The sequence below is a fragment of the Pseudocolwellia antarctica genome, assembly GCF_049933045.1.
Taxonomy (GTDB): domain Bacteria; phylum Pseudomonadota; class Gammaproteobacteria; order Enterobacterales; family Alteromonadaceae; genus Pseudocolwellia.
This window is the reverse complement of record NZ_CP187926.1, coordinates 1,024,931-1,043,104: the sequence shown is the minus strand read 5'-3', so window position 1 is coordinate 1,043,104 and position 18,174 is coordinate 1,024,931. Positions and strand designations below refer to the sequence as shown.

The following is an 18,174-nucleotide window of genomic DNA, read 5'->3' as shown; positions in this document are numbered from 1 at the left end:
CGATGGGCGTTTAATTTAAAGATTTTAGGTAAAATTATAGATTATTTTTTAAATCTCTTTTCCCAAAATGTAGCATTCTTAATTCCAAGCGACTCAGGATCGAATGTGTATGTTTTTACACCCGCTTTTTGTTGATTTTCGTAATCTCTTAATGCCGCAATAGCAGGTTTAGCAATAAAGAATATAATAATAATACCTACAATATTTAACCAAGCCATTAAGCCTACGCCAACATCGCCCATACCCCATGCAACATCTGCCGCTTTAACCGTTCCGTAAAATGTCGCCGTCATAATAAGTGCTTTTAAAGCAAACATCATCCCTGGGATTTTTACAGTACGTCGTATGTAAGCAACGTTGTTTTCTGCAATAAAGTAATAAGCAAGAATGGTAGTAAAAGCAAAGAAGAACAATGCTAAAGCAATGAAAGGTTTACCAAAGCCAGAAAAAATGCCATCTACAGCGATTTGAGTAAACGCTGGACTATTTGCTGCAATATCACCTGCTATGTTCTGAACAATAAAGCTACTCGTACCTTCTAATTGAACATTATAAGACTCAGTGATCAAAATCATGAATGCTGTTGCAGAACAAACAAATAGCGTATCAATATACACTGAGAATGCTTGTACTAAACCTTGCTGTGCAGGATGCTCAACTTCTGCAGCAGCTGCAGCATGAGGGCCTGTACCTTGACCCGCTTCGTTTGAGTATATTCCACGCTTAACGCCCCAACCAATTGCAGCACCAATACCCGCCATAGGAGAGAAGGCATCGTTAACAATTAGCATAAATACGCTAGGTAAACGATCGATATGTAAACCAAGAACCACACAAGCAATAATGATATAAGCAAAAGCCATGAATGGAACAACAACTTGGGTAAAGCTAGCGATACGTTTAATACCACCAAATATTATAAAACCAAGCATTAAAACGATGGCAAGAGCTGTAAGCAGTTTAGTTAAAGCGATCTCACCAATAACAGTATGAATAATATCGCCAGTGCCAAATACCATAACAACCGCTTCACCAATACTATTTGATTGAACGGTAGGAAGTAATGCACCACAAGCTAATATGGTAGATAAAGCGAATATCCACGAATACCACTTTTGTCCCATTGCCTTTTCAATATAATAAGCTGGACCGCCTCGGTATACGCCGTTATCTTCTTCTTTATAAATTTGAGCATTTGCAGATTCAACATAAGCAGTTGCTGCACCAAAAAATGCAACCACCCACATCCAAAATACAGCACCTGGACCACCAAAGCCGATTGCGGCTGCGACACCAGCAATGTTACCTGTACCTACTCGACCAGACAACGAAACAGCTAAAGCTTGAAAAGATGAAATACCTTTTGCTGAGCTTTTACCTGAAATTAACAAGCGCCACATTTCTTTTATTTGGCGTAACTGTACAAATCGAGTTAATACAGTAAAAAATACGCCAGCACCTAAACATAAATAAATTAATGCTGGGCTCCAAATAAAACTATTGAGTGTATTGACTAATTCTTGCACTAAATTCTCCTACCTATTTTTATCGTTCTTATTTTTTTCATTTAAACAGTATGTTTACCATAATGAATAAGCTATTAAAGTCACTTTTAACAAAGATGATTTGTTAAAAAACATGAGTTTTCCCAAAAAACTCTGACTTGTATTCCCCCGTTAAAACTTTCTCCTAATTATGATTTTTATTTTATTATTTTTTAATAAGGTTTTTAAATGTCATCGCTTACATGATAGATGGCGGTTAAAAAGTCGCGTCCAAATAAACTGCTTCTTTCGTCAGACCAACCAACACTTGGATCAGGTAATAAGTCATTATCTTTAAAAGGCATTTCAATAGTATAAGATAAACACTTAAATTGCTCGCCTACCCAGTTTGACGCTAAAGTTAAATTAGCTTGACCAGGTGCATCTTTCTCATAACCTTTATCGTCTTGAAATTCAGGCGTTACAGCTAAAAGAATGGCTTTAAATTTATCTTCTAAGTTTTTTAAGCGCTCATCGTACGATGGAATACCTTCACCACCGGCTAAAAAGTTGTAAGGTAACGCTTCGTCGCCATGTACATCTAAAAATAGATCAACACCTGTTGCTAGCATTTTCTCGCGTACTAAAAATACTTCAGGGCTTTTATCTAGCGTGGGTGTTTGCCATTCTCTATTTAAATTTACACCTGCGGCATTTGTACGTAAATGACCTCTAACACTACCATCTGGATTCATATTAGGCACAATATAGAATACGGCTTTATTTAATAAAGCGCGTGCTACACCATCGTCGTTATCAAGTAAGCGATCGATAAGTCCTTCCATAAACCATTCAGCCATAGTTTCGCCTGGATGTTGTCTTGCTGTTAACCATATATTCTTTTTACCAGCACCTGGTTCACCAACAACAAGTAATGACATATCACGACCATCTAAGGTTTGACCTAAAACGTCTAACTGACAGTGTGTATTTAATTGGGCGGAATGAAGAAGATCTTGGTGACGTTCGTAACTGTAAGGGCAAAAATAAGCTAAATAAACGGCATCATATTCAGGCGTTAAGGTAATACTTAATTGTTTACCATCGAACGTTGTTGGAACACGGAACCATTCTTGGCGATCATAAGATGCAACGGCTTGATAATTCTCCCAACCTTTAACGTAAGCTGACTGACCCGCATTCGTTAGATTTAGAACATGCTCACAACGCTCAGTATTATGTAATTTGAAATGAAACCATTGAAAGTATTCTGATTGGTGATCTTGCTTGATTTCTAATTGAATATTTGACGGGTTAGAAGCATCTACGACATGGATATTTCCACTGTCGAAATTAGAGGTAATTTGCATAGAATATAAGCTTTCGGAAATTTAAAAATATCAGTGTACACAATCATTCAGCAAAGCAGAAGTACTAAAGTATTCGTAAATACATTCCTGCTTCTGTTGAATATCCAACTGATTTAGAGATAACCGTATTATTTTCATCAAAAACGTAATAACTAGGATAAGCACCTATGCTAAATTTATGTTTAATTTTCTCGGTACCCAATGCTATAGGAAAGGTTAATTGGTGCTCTTGTGTAAACGCTCTTACCTGATCAACATCCATATAATCTAAAGCCACAGCTACAACATTAACATCTTGATTTTCTAAGTAAAACTCTTCTAAGTTCTCAATACTTAAATGACAAATTTGACACCAAGGTGCGAAAAAGTAAATAACCGTTTTTTTATCTTTTGATAATAATTCAACAGGTGTGTTCATAATGGTATTTAATACCAATGACTCCTCTGTCATTTGCGTATCATTCGACAACATTGAAGTTGTTTTAAACCATGAAACTAGATTAAAAATCCCTACAAATATAACCACTTGAATAGCAAGATTACGTACCACGACATGTCCTTAATAAAAATAACAAAAAAATTTAAAGCTTTGATAGCTATATGACCAGAATTTTGTAATTAACATTCATTTTATTTTGAACAAAAAAAATCCGATGATAAACATCGGATTTTTGTCGGTTAAAACATGTGAATTAACCTATGCTTTTTAAACCTTTCATATAAGGTTGTAGTACTTCTGGAATGGCAACACTACCATCTGCTTGTTGATAGTTTTCTAACACAGCAACAAGTGTACGACCAACAGCTAAACCTGAACCATTTAATGTATGAACAAGTTCTGGTTTTTTAGAATCAGTACTTCTGTAACGAGCTTGCATACGGCGCGCTTGGAAATCGCCCATGTTTGAACATGATGAAATTTCGCGGTAAGTATTTTGTGCAGGTAACCACACTTCAATATCAAACGTTTTTGTTGCGCTAAAACCAATATCACCTGTACATAAAATTACAGTTCTGTAAGGTAAACCTAGTTTTTCCAGGATAGCTTCTGCATGCCCTGTTAGTTTCTCTAATGCTTCAAAAGAGTCTTCTGGCTTAACAATCTGTACCATTTCAACTTTGTCGAATTGATGCTGACGAATAAGTCCGCGAATGTCTCTTCCGTATGAACCAGCTTCACTTCTAAAACATGGTGTATGAGCACACATTTTAATAGGTAAGTCAGCTTCTTCAACAATTTCGTCTCTAACAAGATTCGTTAGCGGAACTTCAGCTGTAGGAATAAGTGAGAAAGTTTTATTGTTTAAATCGGTATGAAATAAGTCTTCACCAAATTTAGGTAACTGACCTGTACCAAAAAGCGAATCGTGATTCACTAAGTAAGGTACATACATTTCTTCGTAGCCATGCTCTTCACTATGCGTATCTAGCATAAACTGAGCTAATGCACGGTGTAACTTAGCAATATTGCCACGCATTACAGCAAAACGTGTTCCTGCCAGTTTAGCACCACTTTCAAAGTCTAAACCATTGCCTATTGAGCCACCAAGATCAACATGATCTTTAACTTCAAAATCAAATTCGCGTGGCGTACCCCAACGTTTAATTTCAACGTTATCATCTTCAGATTTACCTTGCGGTACTGATTCATGAATTAAGTTAGGTACTGCTGCAGTGATGTCATTAATCTTTTGTAGAATTACATTCTGCTCTTCTTTAGCTGCTTCAAGTTCATCACCTAATTGGCTCACTTCAGCTAGTAATGGCTGAATATCTTCACCACGTGATTTTGCTTGTCCAATCGATTTTGAACGCGTATTACGTTGGCTTTGTAAATCTTGAGTTTTAACCTGTATTTCTTTACGTGTTGATTCAAGCTCTGACAATGTTGCTGTATCAAGTTGATAACCACGTAAAGCTAATAATTCAGCTGTTTTTTCAATATCTGTTCTAAATAATTTTGGATCTAGCATGAGAAGTCACGTTTTCTTTATTTGTTAAAAATGGAGACAAGGAATAGACCTAATGCTGCAGCTACAATACATAAGCCAACATTAAGAAAAACATTCATTATCGCTTTGATATATTCACCCTGTTGTAAAATCAACACGGTATCTAATGAAAATGTTGAAAAGGTAGTAAAAGCCCCTAAAAACCCAACACCAATAAGGGTTCGGTAGACGGAAATTTCAATAATACCTTGTTCAATGAGTCCGTATAACACTCCCATTACAAGAGAACCCGAAATATTAACCGCCAGCGTCGCAAAAGGGAATCCTTTTCCTCCCCAATTCAAAATTAATTGATAAACAAAAAATCGTAAACTGGCACCACATGCGCCACCTAATGCGACAAAAAGGTAGAGTGATAAATTACTTATACCTGTGCTCATTACTATTCCTATTGAGTGAATTCAAATAATTGAGTTTTTCTCTCAGCTGTTTTTCTAAGCCGCGATCTGTGGGTTCATAAAGTTGTGTACTAGCAATTTCAGGCGGTAAATAACATTCACCCGCAGCAAAAGCATTAGGTTCGTTATGAGCATATCGATATTCAGCACCATGACCTAAGTCTTTGGTAATGGAACTTGTGGCATTTTTCAAATGAAAAGGCACATCAAGATCTGAAGTCTGTTTAGCAAGTTCTTTAGCATTATTAAACGCCATATAAACAGCATTACTCTTTGGTGCTAATGCCATATATACAGCAGCTTGTGCAATTGCCCGCTCACCTTCGCTTGGTCCAACGCGATGAAAAGTATCCCATGCATTTAGTCCTAGTTGCATAGCTCTAGGGTCAGCATTACCAATGTCTTCACTGGCAATGGCAAGTAAACGCCTCGCTACATATAACGGGTCGCCACCGCCTGTTAATATTCGGGCATACCAATACAACGCAGCATCGGGATCTGAACCACGTACCGACTTATGAAAAGCGCTAATTAAGTCATAAAAAGCATCGCCACCTTTATCGTACATAGCAATTTTATCGCCAGCGACTTTAATAACGGTTTCAATATTAATATGTTTTTGCTGATTAAGGATTTCAATAACTTCTAAGCTGTTTTCAAAAAGATTAAGTAAGCGACGAGCGTCTCCACTAGCGCTTGCAAAAAGTTGTTTTTTTGCACCTTCATCTATTTTAATTTTTAATTGGGTCGCTGCACGGCTTTCTTCAAACTGAATGGCTTTGGCTAATACGACCGCTAAGTTTTCTTCGCTAAGCTTTTTAAGGGTATAAACTCTGGCTCGAGATAATACCGCTTGGTTAAGCTCAAAAGCGGGATTTTCAGTTGTCGCACCAATAAAAATAATAGTGCCATCTTCAATATGAGGTAAGAAAGCATCTTGCTGACTTTTATTGAAACGATGGACTTCATCAACAAATAAAACCGTTCTTTTTTTCTGATGAATAGCACGTTGCTTTGCACTATCAATAGCTTGACGTATTTCTTTAATACCAGAGGTTACTGCAGACACACGTTCAATTTCCGCATTAGAATGGCTAGCAATAATTTCAGCTAATGTGGTTTTACCTGTACCTGGTGGGCCCCAAAAAATTAAAGAATGACAACGCCCCTGCTCAACAGCAAGACGTAATGGCATTCCCATACCGAGTATATGTTCTTGACCAACATAATCAGCTAAGGTTTTAGGTCGTAATTTAGCGGCAAGCGGAAGAAATGGAGGATCTTCTTGAAAACTTAAATCAAGAGTGCCATTAGCGCTGGTCATCTAAATGAGCGCCTTCAGGAATAGTAAATGTAAATAGTGATGGATCTAAATTTGTCGATAAGTTCATATTGTTAAGTGATACTTTACTTAACTGCCCTGTGACATCAAGAAAGGTAAAACCTGATAATTCACTTTTATCATTAAAGTTAATTTCTAAGGTTTTAATACGGCTATTTACATCATTAGCATGTATTACATAATTGTTAGCTGATGAACGGCTTACTGAGTATTGTTCCCATAATGCGGTGTCATTACTCGTGATCAGCAAAATAGGTGTATTCGCGATAGCACCGTCAAGTTTATAAGCGGTTACTTGTTCTATAAATGGGTCAAACAGAAAAATAGATTCACCATCAGATACAATCAAAGATTCATCTGGCGATGTGGTATTCCAATGCACTAGATTAGGACGTTTAACGGCTAAATCGCCGCCACCTGTTTGAAGAATGTTACCCTCATTATCAATAATCTCTTGTTCGAACACTGCGCTAAATTGATTAATGTGACTCAGTTTTTCCATCAATTCTTTTTTGTATTCCACTGAAGTTGTAGCAAGTGTATTAACTTGTTGAACTACAGCTTCTTTAGCAACAGGTGGAAGACTCAAATCAGCAGCACTACTCGGTAATGTAATAAACTGACTAATAGATAAAACTAGCGCAGCTATTGTAAAATTCTTTTTATTCATCGTTAAAATCCTTAATAGGAGGCGGAGCTAATACTTCTCGAGCGCCGTTATTACCTGGTGTGGTTACTATGCCCTGCATTTCCATTTGTTCAACAATACGTGCCGCTCGGTTATACCCGATTCTAAATTTACGTTGTACGCTTGAAATAGATACTCGGCGTGATGCAGTAACAAAGTTAACGGCTTCATCAAATAAAGTATCTAGCTCTTCATCTTCAGAGCCTTCTGAAACTTCACCGGGTAATAAAATTTCTTGATCGCTACCGCCTGACAGAATATCTTCAATATAATTAGGCTCTGCTCTTGATTTCCAATCACTAACCACTGCATGTACTTCATGGTCATCAACAAAAGCGCCATGTACTCGAATGGGTACAGCTTCACCTGGCGGTAAATAAAACATATCACCCATGCCCAAGAGTTGATCTGCGCCTTGTTGATCTAAAATGATGCGCGATTCTATTCTAGATTGAACTCTTAACGCCATACGCGTCGGAATATTGGCTTTAATTAACCCCGTAATAACATCAGCAGATGGACGTTGCGTCGCTAGAATTAAATGAATACCTGCAGCACGTGCCTTTTGTGCAATACGGGCAATAAGTTCTTCAACTTTTTTACCTACAATCATCATCATGTCAGCAAACTCATCAACAATAATCACAATTGACGGCAGTTTTGTTAATAAGGGTGGTGTTTGGCTAAAGGCATCCTTGGGTTCCCATAAAGGATCAATTAACGGTTCACCGGCCTCTATCGCCTTAGCAACTTTGTCGTTATAACCTTTAAGATTTCTGACACCAAGCTTTGACATTAACTGATAACGTCGCTCCATTTCTCCTACACACCAACGCAACGCATTTGCTGCTTCTTTCATGTCAGTAACTACCTCAGATAATAAATGAGGTATACCGTCGTAAACTGATAATTCTACTTGCTTGGGATCTATCATGATCATACGTACATCTTCAGGCGAAGATTTATATAAAATACTGACAATCATGGTATTAACTGCAACAGATTTACCTGAGCCTGTGGTACCCGCAACGAGTAGATGTGGCATTTTAGCTAGGTCAGCAATAACAGGCTCTCCTGATATATCACTACCAATGGCCATCGCCAAATTTGATCTTGACTCAGAGAATTTATCACAAGAAATAACGTCGGCAAAGAATACGGTTTCACGGTGTTTGTTCGGTAATTCGATACCGATCACAGACTTACCTTCGATAACTTCAACAACACGAACACTTTTTGCTGATAGCGACCGAGCTAAATCTTTCGATAAGTTGGTGATTTTACTGGCTTTAACGCCTGGGGCTAAATTCAATTCAAACCGGGTAATTACCGGTCCAGGGAAAATACCAACCACTTCGGCTATAATCCCAAACTCAAGTAATTTCTCTTCGACTAAGCGAGAAACTCGATCGAGTTGTTCTTGATCAATGGGGTGTTTGGCACGGTCTGGGCGATCTAATAAGTCAAGTCCAGGCATTCCTTTGTACTTGTCTTTTATTTCTGTAGATGGCGATTGAGCTGCTGGCTTAGTGGAAACGGGCATTACTATCTTTTCTACATCTTCAAAAGCAGCTGTAATTTCATCAGCATTTACATGCTCTTGAACATTAATTGCTAATGGCTCACCCATGATGTCGTTAATATCAACAAAAGGTTCAAGCTCATCGTCTAACTGATATGGAATGTCATTGTTACTTGGGCTGATCATTTCATCGCTATTTTTAGCCGAAAGAGATGAGAAGGCATGTTCAACATCGTCTTTATTTTTCTCGATGTCTGATGGCTCTTTCTTCGCGGTGATTTTCGCGGCTACACTCGATATTTTCTGTTTGAATTTAGAAGGTGCCGAAGGTGTTTTATCTTCTATAGCTACTTTTTCAGGTTCTGTTGTATCAACTTTGTCTGTTTCTTCAGTACCTGAAGTGCCAAAGTGTTCTTTTAATAAGCTAGGAAGATTAGCTAAATACTGCATACCTCGTATGGTATATAAACCAACAGTGTCGATAAAAGCGAGTAATGAAAAACCTGTTAATAACACAAAGCCTGTGCCGCAAAGTAAAAGGAAAATTAAGGTACTGCCCACAAATGAAAAGTAAGGCAATAATGTATTACTTAATATATCTCCTATAATTCCACCTGCAGAAAAATAGAAAATATCGTCAAAGTTCATACTCGCTATAGATGTTATACCAACGTACAACAAAATAAAGCCAATAAACTTTAAACCTAACGTTAAGTAATCAAGCTGCATTAATTTGTGATATTTTTGGAAAATTAACCAACCCGTTAAAGCAATAACAAAAGGTAGAGTATAAGCCACTAGGCCAAACAGATTGAGAAGTAGATCAGATAAGTATGCACCTACAGCGCCACCCATATTACGAATTTCGGTTTGATAACCCGTTTGTGCCCACCCAGGATCTGCCGAATCAAAAGTGAATAAGATGAGCATCATGTACATAGCGAAAACACATGAAACCAATAAGCCAGCTTCAAGTAGGCGTTGAACGCCGTTTAATTTAGAAGATTCCTGAGACAATATATCTACCATGAAAAAAAGAAGAATTTAATACCTTATAAAATAACAAAATATTGGCCATATTAACATTTTTTTAGCGTTTAATTGGTAACACATTGTTAGCTTTTACTTCTTCCATAACAACATAACTACGACTTTCGCTTACAGAAGGTAACCTAAGTAAAGTTTCTCCAAGTAACTCTCGATACGCTGACATATCTTTTACGCGTGTTTTAAGTAAAAAATCGAAGTTACCTGAAACCAAATGGCATTCTTGTATTACGTCTAATGTTTGAACCGCTTTTGAAAAGTCATCAAACACGTCAGGGCTGGTTTTAGTTAATGTAATTTCAACAAACACTAATAAGGCTGCATCTAAGTAATCAGCATTAAGTTTGGCGCTATATCCTAGAATAAACTTATCAGTTTCTAAACGCTTTACTCTTTCTAAACAGGGTGTTGGACTTAGCCCTACTTGCTTAGATAAATCGATATTAGATAATCGACCATTTTTTTGTAATTCATAAAGTATATTTTTATCAATACGATCTAACTTTCTCACCTAGACACCCTTACAATATATTTATCTAAAGAATAAAACCTAAACAGGATAATACTCCAATATAAATAAAATAACGACAGGTTAATCCAGTAAAACACAACTATACTAGCTTTAAATAAAACACTCACAAAAAACAGAGAAAACAATTATGATCATCGGTGTACCAAAAGAAATAAAAAACCACGAATACCGTATTGGCCTAACACCTGCTGGTGTTAAAGAGTTAACTGTTAACGGCCACGACGTTATTGTAGAAAACAATGGCGGCGCATCAATTGGCTTTGAAAACGAACAGTACATAGCTGCTGGCGCAAAAATCATCGATACAGCTGAAGAGATTTTTGCAACTGCTGATATGATAATTAAAGTAAAAGAGCCTCAACCAAATGAATGTAAAATGCTTCGCCCTGGCCAAGTATTATTTACTTACTTACATTTAGCACCAGATCCTAAGCAAACTGAATTATTAGTTGCTTCTGGCGCAACTTGTATTGCTTACGAAACAGTGACTGCTGCTTCTGGTGGTTTACCATTATTAGCTCCTATGTCTGAAGTTGCTGGACGTATGTCTATTCAAGCTGGCGCTCACGCTCTTGAAAAAGCACAAGGCGGTTTAGGTGCATTATTAGGTGGTGTACCTGGTGTTGCTCCTGCAAAAGTATTAATCGTTGGTGGTGGTGTTGTTGGTACTCAAGCAGCTCGTATGGCTGTTGGTATGGGTGCTGACGTTACAATTCTTGACCGTTCACTTCCTCGTTTACGTCAACTTGATGTTGAATTCGATGGTCGTTTAAAAACAGTTTATTCAACTGCTGACGCTATGGATCAATTAATTGTAGAAGCTGACTTAGTGATTGGCGCTGTATTAATCCCTGGTGCTGCTGCTCCTAAACTAGTAAGTGCTGAACACATCAAAATGATGAAGAAAGGCGCTGTAGTTGTAGATGTTGCGATTGACCAAGGCGGTTGTTTTGAAACGTCTAAAGCAACAACTCATCAAGATCCAACATATGTTGTTGACGATGTAGTACATTACTGTGTAGCTAACATGCCTGGTGGCGTAGCACGTACTTCAACAATGGCGTTAACTAATGCAACTATGCCTTTCGCTGTTACTTTAGCGAACAAAGGTGCTAAACAAGCAATGCTTGATGATGTTCATCTTATGAATGGCTTAAATGTTTTAGGTGGAAAAATCACTTACAAGCCAGTTGCTGATGTATTAGGTTATGACTACGTAGCTCCTGAACAAGCAGTTGCATCGTTATAGTAAAATGAAGTCAAATTAAATAGCACGACTAGTTGGTGCTATTTAAATAGTATTTAAGAACCTCTGTTATATTTAACAGAGGTTTTTTTTTACATAAACCTTAATACTGACCATTTGGTTAGGTTATGCTATATTCCAATAAACATGAAAAATTATATAGAGGAAACCAATCATGCAAATTCAGGTTGTCGATTATCAAGATAAAGATGCTGGAAAATTATTTGTTCAAAGCTTAAGAGAAACTGGCTTCGGTGTATTAATAAACCACCCTATTCAGCAAGAGCTTGTTGAATCGATTTATAAAAATTGGTATGAATACTTTAGCACTGAAGAAAAGCATGAATTAAGTTTTGATCCGAAGAAACAAGACGGTTACTTTTCATCTGAAATTTCAGAAACAGCTAAAGGTCATGCTAAAAGAGACATAAAGGAATATTTTCACGTTTATCCTTGGGGAAGAATACCAGAGCAATTAAAAGAAGAAATACTAACTTATTATAAAAATGCTTCTGATCTTGCCGCTGAATTACTTGACTGGGTAGAAAAATATAGCCCAGAAACCGTATCTTCAAAGTATTCAGAAAAACTTTCTAATATGATTAAAGATACACCGAATACCTTATTACGAATTTTACATTACCCTCCTCTTATCGGTGATGAAGAGCCTGGAGCTGTTAGAGCTGCAGCTCATGAAGACATTAACTTATTAACTATATTACCTGCTGCTAATGAGCCTGGACTGCAAGTACAACAACAAGATGGTTCATGGGTAGACGTGCCATCTGATTTTGGTAGTTTAATTATTAATATTGGTGATATGTTACAAGAGGCGTCTGGTGGTTATTTTCCTTCAACCAGCCATCGTGTAATTAACCCTTCAGGAAAGGCGAGTGAGAAATCCAGAATATCATTGCCATTATTTCTTCATCCTCGTGGTGAAGTTGTTCTATCTGAACGACATACTCAAAAAAGTTACCTTTTAGAAAGATTAAAAGAACTCGGCGTTAAATAGCCATTTTTGATGGCATATAAGAAATTACACAATAATAAAGGTCAATCACATCGTTATTTATTTAATAATTAAAACAACTAGTTATTAAAATAAGCACCTTTTTTTTGATCGTTTATTCTACGAATAAAGTAGATTGATTTAATAATACGTTTGATATTCTATGCCATCGCTGTACACATAAGCTTGCACTTATAAGATTTATTTATCAAAAAAGTAATTTACCCTCTTGTGATCTTTGCTTAAACTCCCAATTAATATCTTATATTTATTTTTCTCTTTACCTTTATCAATTTTTTGGAGTACACCATGAGCGAAACCAGACATTGTCCATTACTTATCCTAGGATCAGGACCTGCTGGCTACACTGCTGCAGTATATGCGGCACGAGCAAACTTAAATCCTGTAATGATCACTGGTATGCAGCAAGGTGGACAATTAACAACAACAACTGAAGTTGAAAACTGGCCAGGTGATGCTGACGACTTAACAGGTCCAGCACTTATGGATCGTATGCAAAAGCATGCTGAAAAATTTGATACTGAAATTATATTTGATCACATAAGTGAAGTAGATTTCAGCGTACGTCCTTTTAAATTAAAAGGTGATGTAGGTTCATATACATGTGATGCACTTATAATTTGTACTGGCGCATCAGCTCAATACTTAGGTTTACCTTCTGAAGAAGCTTTTATGGGTAAAGGTGTTTCAGCATGTGCTACTTGTGATGGTTTCTTTTACCGTAACCAAAAAGTTGCTGTTGTTGGTGGTGGTAATACGGCTGTTGAAGAAGCATTATACTTAGCTAACATAGCTTCAGAAGTACATTTAGTTCACAGACGTGACACATTTAGTTCTGAGAAAATCCTTGCTGACCGTTTATACAAAAAGGTTGAAGAAGGTAAAATAGTTCTACATTTAGACCGTACCCTAGACGAAGTATTAGGTGACGACATGGGTGTTACAGGTATTCGATTAAAAGACACTAAATCTGATAAAACTGAAGATTTAGAAGTAATGGGCACGTTCATCGCCATTGGTCACAAACCAAATACTGATATATTTAAAGATCAATTAGATATGAAAGATGGTTACTTAACGATTCAAAGTGGTACATCAGGCAATGCAACACAAACAAGTGTTGAAGGTGTATTTGCTGCTGGTGACGTAGCTGACCATATTTACCGTCAAGCAATCACTTCTGCTGGTGCTGGCTGTATGGCTGCATTAGATGCTGAACGTTATTTAGATGCTAAAAACTCTTAATCCTTAATATCACTCTATTAATAACGATAAGTCTATTGATATGAACCAAACTCTTGAATTACTTAGCAACGAGAGTTTGGTATTCCCTCCTCTAGAAAATGCCTTAACCGAACCTAATGGTTTACTTGCCATGGGTGGCGACTTAAGTGTTGAACGTTTATGTAGCGCATATGCTCATGGTGCTTTTCCTTGGTATTCAAATGGCGAGCCGATTATGTGGTGGAGTCCTGATCCTAGAGCTATCATTACCACGTCCTCGATTAAAATAAACCGAACCTTAAGAAAAGTGCTAAAGCAAAAGAACTTCACCGTTTCAATCAATAAAGCTTTTAATCAAGTTATCAACCTTTGTGCTGATGCACCTTTTAGAAAAGAAGGGACTTGGATTGTGTCCGACATGAGTAATGCTTATAAACAATTACATCAACAAGGTCATGCTCACAGTATTGAGGTATGGCAAAATGATGAATTAGTTGGCGGCCTGTATGGCGTAGCAGTGAACGGATATTTCTCAGGCGAGTCTATGTTCTATAAAGTAAGTAATGCCTCTAAAATTGCACTTGTAGCCTTAACACAACACTTAGAAAGCGTTAACATCGGCATGATAGATTGTCAGATGTTAAATCCATTTTTAGAAGATATGGGCTGTACGGAAGTTTCTCGAGACTATTTTATTGCACTACAGGAAAAACATTTATCAATGACAGTTCCTGAAGACTTTTGGCTACCACAAGAAATTAACTAACTGCAAAGTAACCTTGAAAGATCACAGCCCCAAAACTAGGTCTATTATATGTCTGACGATTATAAATTCGGAATAACTCAACCTTTCACCTGTAATTATTTACCTGATGAAGAAGAGCGCCTGCTTGTGGCTGTAGATGAGCGATTACATAACACTGATCAATACTCTTGGTTAATGGAAAACGGCTTTAGACGCAGCGGTGATCAAATTTACCGACCTCATTGTATCAATTGCAAAGCATGTAAATCTATTCGAGTGATCCCTGAACTATTCAGCCTATCAAAAAGTCAAAAACGTTTACTTAATAAAAACAAAGGTTATGTTTTAAAAATATCTAACGAGCCTAAAGAAGGCTATTACACGTTATACGAAAATTATATTAATACCATACATCACGATGGCAGCATGTTTCCTGCCACTATAGCGCAGTATGAAACCTTCACTAAAAGTAGTGTATCTGAACAACTATTTATTGAAACTTGGGATGAAGATATTCTGATTTCAGTTGCCGTTACCGATGTATTAAGTAACGCCCTTTCAGCTGTTTATACTTTTTATCATCCTGATTATCGAACAAAAGGTTTAGGCGTGTTTTCGATACTCAATCAAATAAAATTTACTAAACTTCATAAGAAAGAATATTTATATTTAGGTTATCAAATTGATAGTTGCCAAAAAATGAATTACAAAAATAAGTACTATCCATACCAAGAATTAATAGAAAATAGATGGATAACAACAAATAAATAGCACATTCGCTTTACTTTAGGCGCTCAATTCGGCATCATCTGCGCAGCTTTTTATACATCATTAATTAGACCGTTTCGAATTAGACACATTGCAATTGACGGTAGATCAACTTTAGAGGTTTTACGCCCAATGGCGAAAGAAGAAAATATTGAAATGCAAGGCACTGTTTTAGACACGTTGCCAAATACTATGTTCCGAGTTGAACTTGAAAATGGCCATGTAGTTACTGCACACATTTCAGGTAAAATGAGAAAAAATTATATCCGTATATTAACGGGTGATAAAGTTACTGTTGAGTTAACTCCATACGATTTATCTAAAGGTCGTATTATCTTCCGCGCAAGATAATAACTTTATAATACAATTAAAAAGCCCAGTTGATTACAACTGGGCTTTTATTTGTCTGAAATTTAAGAATTAATCTATATTTTATACCAATCGAATGAAGCTAGTTTACTCGATTGGTATTAAATGCAACAACGCTAACTCAGATTAATGCTCTACTAGCTCTTTCTTCGATTCACATTGAATAACAAGCTTGTCTTTCTTCACATCAACTTTAGCAACGCCGCCATTGGTAAGATCACCAAATAATAACTCATTCGCTAAGTTCTTCTTCAAATGTTCTTGAATCAGTCTAGCCATAGGTCGTGCACCCATATTCTTATCGTAGCCTTTTTCAGCTAACCAATCTTTGGCTGCTTTTGAAAGCTCTAAAGATACACCTTTTTCATCTAATTGCGCTTGAAGTTCAACAATAAACTTATCAACAACTTGATGAATAATATCGGTGCCTAAATGGTTAAACCAAACAATGTTATCTAAACGGTTACGAAACTCTGGTGAGAATACTTTATTAATCTCATCCATTGCATTTAAACTCGTGTCTTGCTGTTTAAAACCAATAGACTGCTTAGTTGTTTCAGTAACACCAGCATTAGTCGTTAATACAATAATAACGTTTCTAAAGTCAGCTTTACGTCCATTGTTATCAGTTAACGTTCCGTGATCCATAACTTGTAAAAGAATATTGAACACATCAGGATGCGCTTTTTCAATTTCATCAAGTAAAACTACTGAATGTGGGTGTTTAAGAACAGCATCAGTTAACAAACCGCCCTGCTCATAACCAACATAGCCTGGAGGAGCGCCTATAAGTCTACTTACTGCGTGTTTCTCCATGTACTCAGACATATCGTAACGTAGCAATTCAACACCTAAGGTTTTCGCTAGCTGTTGCGTAATTTCTGTTTTACCGACACCTGTAGGTCCAGCAAACAAGAACGAACCAATCGGCTTCTCTTCATTACCTAAACCAGCACGAGATAAACGAATAACAGATGTCAGTTCATCAATGGCATGATCTTGACCAAAAACCACCATCTTAAGGTTTCTATCTAGCGTTTTAAGACTGTTAGTTTCTGTTGAAGATACTGACTTCTCTGGAATACGCGCCATTTTTGCAACAATGGTTTCAATATCGGTATTGTTGATGATTTTTTTACGTTTAGATGCAGCAACTAGTTGTTGTTTTGCACCTGCTTCATCAATAACATCTATCGCTTTATCAGGTAAGAAGCGTTCGTTAATATACTTAGCCGATAATTGAGCTGCAGCTTTTAACGCTTTGTTGGTATAACGAATTCCGTGATGGGTTTCGTACTTCTCTTTTAAACCTTGTAAGATTTTAGTTGTATCATCAACACTTGGCTCAGCTACATCAATCTTTTGGAAACGCCTTGCAAGCGCACGATCTTTCTCAAAAATACTGTTGTACTCTTGATAAGTGGTTGATCCAATACAGCGTAACTTGCCTGAAGATAATAACGGTTTAAGTAAGTTAGAAGCGTCCATCATGCCGCCTGAAGCAGCACCTGCACCAATTATTGTATGAATTTCATCAATAAATAAAATGGCATTTTTATCATTTTCTAATTCTTTTAAAACGGCTTTAAAACGTTTCTCAAAATCACCACGATATTTTGTTCCTGCTAATAAGGCGCCCATATCTAACGAATAGATAGTTGCGTCAACTAAGAACTCAGGTGATTTGTCTGAAATAATTAAATTAGCTAAACCTTCAGCAATTGCCGTTTTACCTACGCCAGCTTCACCAACGTATAACGGATTGTTTTTGCGACGACGGCTCAGTACTTGAAGTGTTCTTTCAAGCTCATCTGTTCTGCCGATAAGCGGATCAATATTGCCCTTTAATGCTTCTTCATTAAGGTTAACGGCAAAGTTATCAATCGTACGTGCTTCTTCTTCAACTTTCTGATCAACGTCTTCTGCTGAATGTAATGGTTCATTACTTTCAATTTTAGAAATGCCATGAGAGATGAAGTTAACGATATCTAAACGCGTAACCTCTAATTTTTTAAGGAAATAAGCGGCTTGTGATTCTTGTTCGCTAAAAATAGCGACAAGTACATTGGCACCATTAACTTCGCTTTTACCTGAAGATTGTACATGAAACACAGCGCGCTGTAATACGCGTTGAAAACCTAAGGTAGGTTGTGTTTCTCTTTCTAATTCGCTTTCAGGAATGACAGGAGTCGTTTCCCCGATAAAGCTAAGTAATTCCTTACTTAATATGGAAATATCTGCTCCACAAGCTGTTAGGGCTTCTATAGAGGCTGGGTTATCTAATAATGCGAGTAATAAATGCTCTACCGTCATGAATTCGTGACGAGAATCTTTAGCTTGACGAAAAGCTAAGTTTAATGAACTTTCTAAATCTTTATTTAGCATACTTTACTC

Annotated in this window: 16 protein-coding genes; 6 read left to right on the top strand and 10 right to left on the bottom strand. The window is 36.9% G+C overall.

All coding sequences use genetic code 11. From position 1 onward, the window contains the following. Positions 1-41: 41 nt before the first annotated feature. The 9 genes from ACPUVN_RS04555 to lrp all read right to left on the bottom strand — a co-directional run bounded on the left by ACPUVN_RS04555 (position 42) and on the right by lrp (position 10,374). Positions 42-1,526 carry an alanine/glycine:cation symporter family protein gene (locus tag ACPUVN_RS04555; protein WP_426357809.1) on the bottom strand — a complete coding sequence of 495 codons (1,485 nt, stop codon included), beginning with the start codon at positions 1,524-1,526 and terminating at the stop codon, positions 42-44. Between the two features lie 203 nt (positions 1,527-1,729). Continuing rightward, positions 1,730-2,854 carry a M14 family metallopeptidase gene (locus ACPUVN_RS04550; RefSeq protein ID WP_426357810.1) on the bottom strand — a complete coding sequence of 375 codons (1,125 nt, stop codon included), beginning with the start codon at positions 2,852-2,854 and terminating at the stop codon, positions 1,730-1,732. A gap of 64 nt (positions 2,855-2,918) precedes the next feature. Next, on the bottom strand, positions 2,919-3,404 hold the full coding sequence (locus ACPUVN_RS04545; RefSeq protein ID WP_426357811.1) for a TlpA family protein disulfide reductase: 486 nt from the start codon (positions 3,402-3,404) through the stop codon (positions 2,919-2,921). A 142-nt stretch (positions 3,405-3,546) separates the two neighbouring features. Beyond that, positions 3,547-4,827, bottom strand: coding sequence for a serine--tRNA ligase (gene serS / locus ACPUVN_RS04540; RefSeq protein WP_426357812.1), 1,281 nt, complete (start codon positions 4,825-4,827; stop codon positions 3,547-3,549). Positions 4,828-4,844: 17 nt separating this feature from the next. Further along, positions 4,845-5,246: a fluoride efflux transporter CrcB gene (gene crcB / locus ACPUVN_RS04535; protein WP_426357813.1), complete on the bottom strand. Its 402-nt coding sequence runs from the start codon at positions 5,244-5,246 to the stop codon at positions 4,845-4,847. Then, on the bottom strand, positions 5,227-6,588 hold the full coding sequence (locus tag ACPUVN_RS04530; RefSeq protein ID WP_426370053.1) for a replication-associated recombination protein A: 1,362 nt from the start codon (positions 6,586-6,588) through the stop codon (positions 5,227-5,229). Before ACPUVN_RS04530 ends, crcB begins: the two co-directional genes overlap by 20 nt. After that, complete coding sequence (gene lolA / locus ACPUVN_RS04525) at positions 6,575-7,276, bottom strand: outer membrane lipoprotein chaperone LolA (RefSeq protein WP_426357815.1); 702 nt, start codon at positions 7,274-7,276, stop codon at positions 6,575-6,577. The genes ACPUVN_RS04530 and lolA overlap by 14 nt, the downstream gene beginning before the upstream one ends. Further along, a complete protein-coding gene (locus ACPUVN_RS04520) occupies positions 7,269-9,755 on the bottom strand; it encodes a DNA translocase FtsK (RefSeq protein WP_426370551.1) in 2,487 nt (828 codons plus the stop codon). The genes lolA and ACPUVN_RS04520 overlap by 8 nt, the downstream gene beginning before the upstream one ends. 151 nt (positions 9,756-9,906) lie before the next feature. Continuing rightward, a complete protein-coding gene (gene lrp / locus ACPUVN_RS04515) occupies positions 9,907-10,374 on the bottom strand; it encodes a leucine-responsive transcriptional regulator Lrp (RefSeq protein WP_426357816.1) in 468 nt (155 codons plus the stop codon). A 148-nt stretch (positions 10,375-10,522) separates the two neighbouring features. Between lrp and ald the strand changes: the two genes are divergently transcribed. From ald to infA, 6 genes are all read left to right on the top strand, one after another. Next, on the top strand, positions 10,523-11,644 hold the full coding sequence (ald, locus tag ACPUVN_RS04510; protein ID WP_426357817.1) for an alanine dehydrogenase: 1,122 nt from the start codon (positions 10,523-10,525) through the stop codon (positions 11,642-11,644). Positions 11,645-11,816: 172 nt separating this feature from the next. After that, a complete protein-coding gene (locus ACPUVN_RS04505; protein ID WP_426357818.1) occupies positions 11,817-12,656 on the top strand; it encodes an isopenicillin N synthase family dioxygenase in 840 nt (279 codons plus the stop codon). Positions 12,657-12,962: 306 nt separating this feature from the next. After that, entirely contained in the window at positions 12,963-13,919 is a 957-nt protein-coding gene (trxB, locus tag ACPUVN_RS04500) for a thioredoxin-disulfide reductase (RefSeq protein WP_426357819.1), read from the top strand. Positions 13,920-13,959: 40 nt separating this feature from the next. After that, complete coding sequence (aat, locus tag ACPUVN_RS04495) at positions 13,960-14,664, top strand: leucyl/phenylalanyl-tRNA--protein transferase (protein ID WP_426357820.1); 705 nt, start codon at positions 13,960-13,962, stop codon at positions 14,662-14,664. A gap of 48 nt (positions 14,665-14,712) precedes the next feature. Continuing rightward, positions 14,713-15,414 carry an arginyltransferase gene (locus ACPUVN_RS04490; protein ID WP_426357821.1) on the top strand — a complete coding sequence of 234 codons (702 nt, stop codon included), beginning with the start codon at positions 14,713-14,715 and terminating at the stop codon, positions 15,412-15,414. Positions 15,415-15,543: 129 nt separating this feature from the next. Continuing rightward, positions 15,544-15,762 carry a translation initiation factor IF-1 gene (infA, locus tag ACPUVN_RS04485; protein ID WP_011043571.1) on the top strand — a complete coding sequence of 73 codons (219 nt, stop codon included), beginning with the start codon at positions 15,544-15,546 and terminating at the stop codon, positions 15,760-15,762. A 144-nt stretch (positions 15,763-15,906) separates the two neighbouring features. Here infA and clpA read toward each other — a convergent pair whose 3' ends face one another. Next, positions 15,907-18,165: an ATP-dependent Clp protease ATP-binding subunit ClpA gene (gene clpA, locus ACPUVN_RS04480; RefSeq protein WP_426357822.1), complete on the bottom strand. Its 2,259-nt coding sequence runs from the start codon at positions 18,163-18,165 to the stop codon at positions 15,907-15,909. Positions 18,166-18,174 lie beyond the last annotated feature (9 nt).

Excerpts from the sequence above, each read along its gene's own strand:
- serS (WP_426357812.1), bottom strand. The coding sequence starts at position 4,827 with ATGCTAGATCCAAAATTATTTAGAACAGATATTGAAAAAACAGCTGAA.
- ACPUVN_RS04520 (WP_426370551.1), bottom strand. The coding sequence starts at position 9,755 with ATGTACATGATGCTCATCTTATTCACTTTTGATTCGGCAGATCCTGGG.
- ald (WP_426357817.1), top strand. The coding sequence starts at position 10,523 with ATGATCATCGGTGTACCAAAAGAAATAAAAAACCACGAATACCGTATT.
- ACPUVN_RS04550 (WP_426357810.1), bottom strand. The coding sequence starts at position 2,854 with ATGCAAATTACCTCTAATTTCGACAGTGGAAATATCCATGTCGTAGAT.
- lolA (WP_426357815.1), bottom strand. The coding sequence starts at position 7,276 with ATGAATAAAAAGAATTTTACAATAGCTGCGCTAGTTTTATCTATTAGT.
- crcB (WP_426357813.1), bottom strand. The coding sequence starts at position 5,246 with ATGAGCACAGGTATAAGTAATTTATCACTCTACCTTTTTGTCGCATTA.
- trxB (WP_426357819.1), top strand. The coding sequence starts at position 12,963 with ATGAGCGAAACCAGACATTGTCCATTACTTATCCTAGGATCAGGACCT.
- ACPUVN_RS04490 (WP_426357821.1), top strand. The coding sequence starts at position 14,713 with ATGTCTGACGATTATAAATTCGGAATAACTCAACCTTTCACCTGTAAT.
- aat (WP_426357820.1), top strand. The coding sequence starts at position 13,960 with ATGAACCAAACTCTTGAATTACTTAGCAACGAGAGTTTGGTATTCCCT.
- infA (WP_011043571.1), top strand. The coding sequence starts at position 15,544 with ATGGCGAAAGAAGAAAATATTGAAATGCAAGGCACTGTTTTAGACACG.
- clpA (WP_426357822.1), bottom strand. The coding sequence starts at position 18,165 with ATGCTAAATAAAGATTTAGAAAGTTCATTAAACTTAGCTTTTCGTCAA.
- ACPUVN_RS04505 (WP_426357818.1), top strand. The coding sequence starts at position 11,817 with ATGCAAATTCAGGTTGTCGATTATCAAGATAAAGATGCTGGAAAATTA.
- ACPUVN_RS04530 (WP_426370053.1), bottom strand. The coding sequence starts at position 6,588 with ATGACCAGCGCTAATGGCACTCTTGATTTAAGTTTTCAAGAAGATCCT.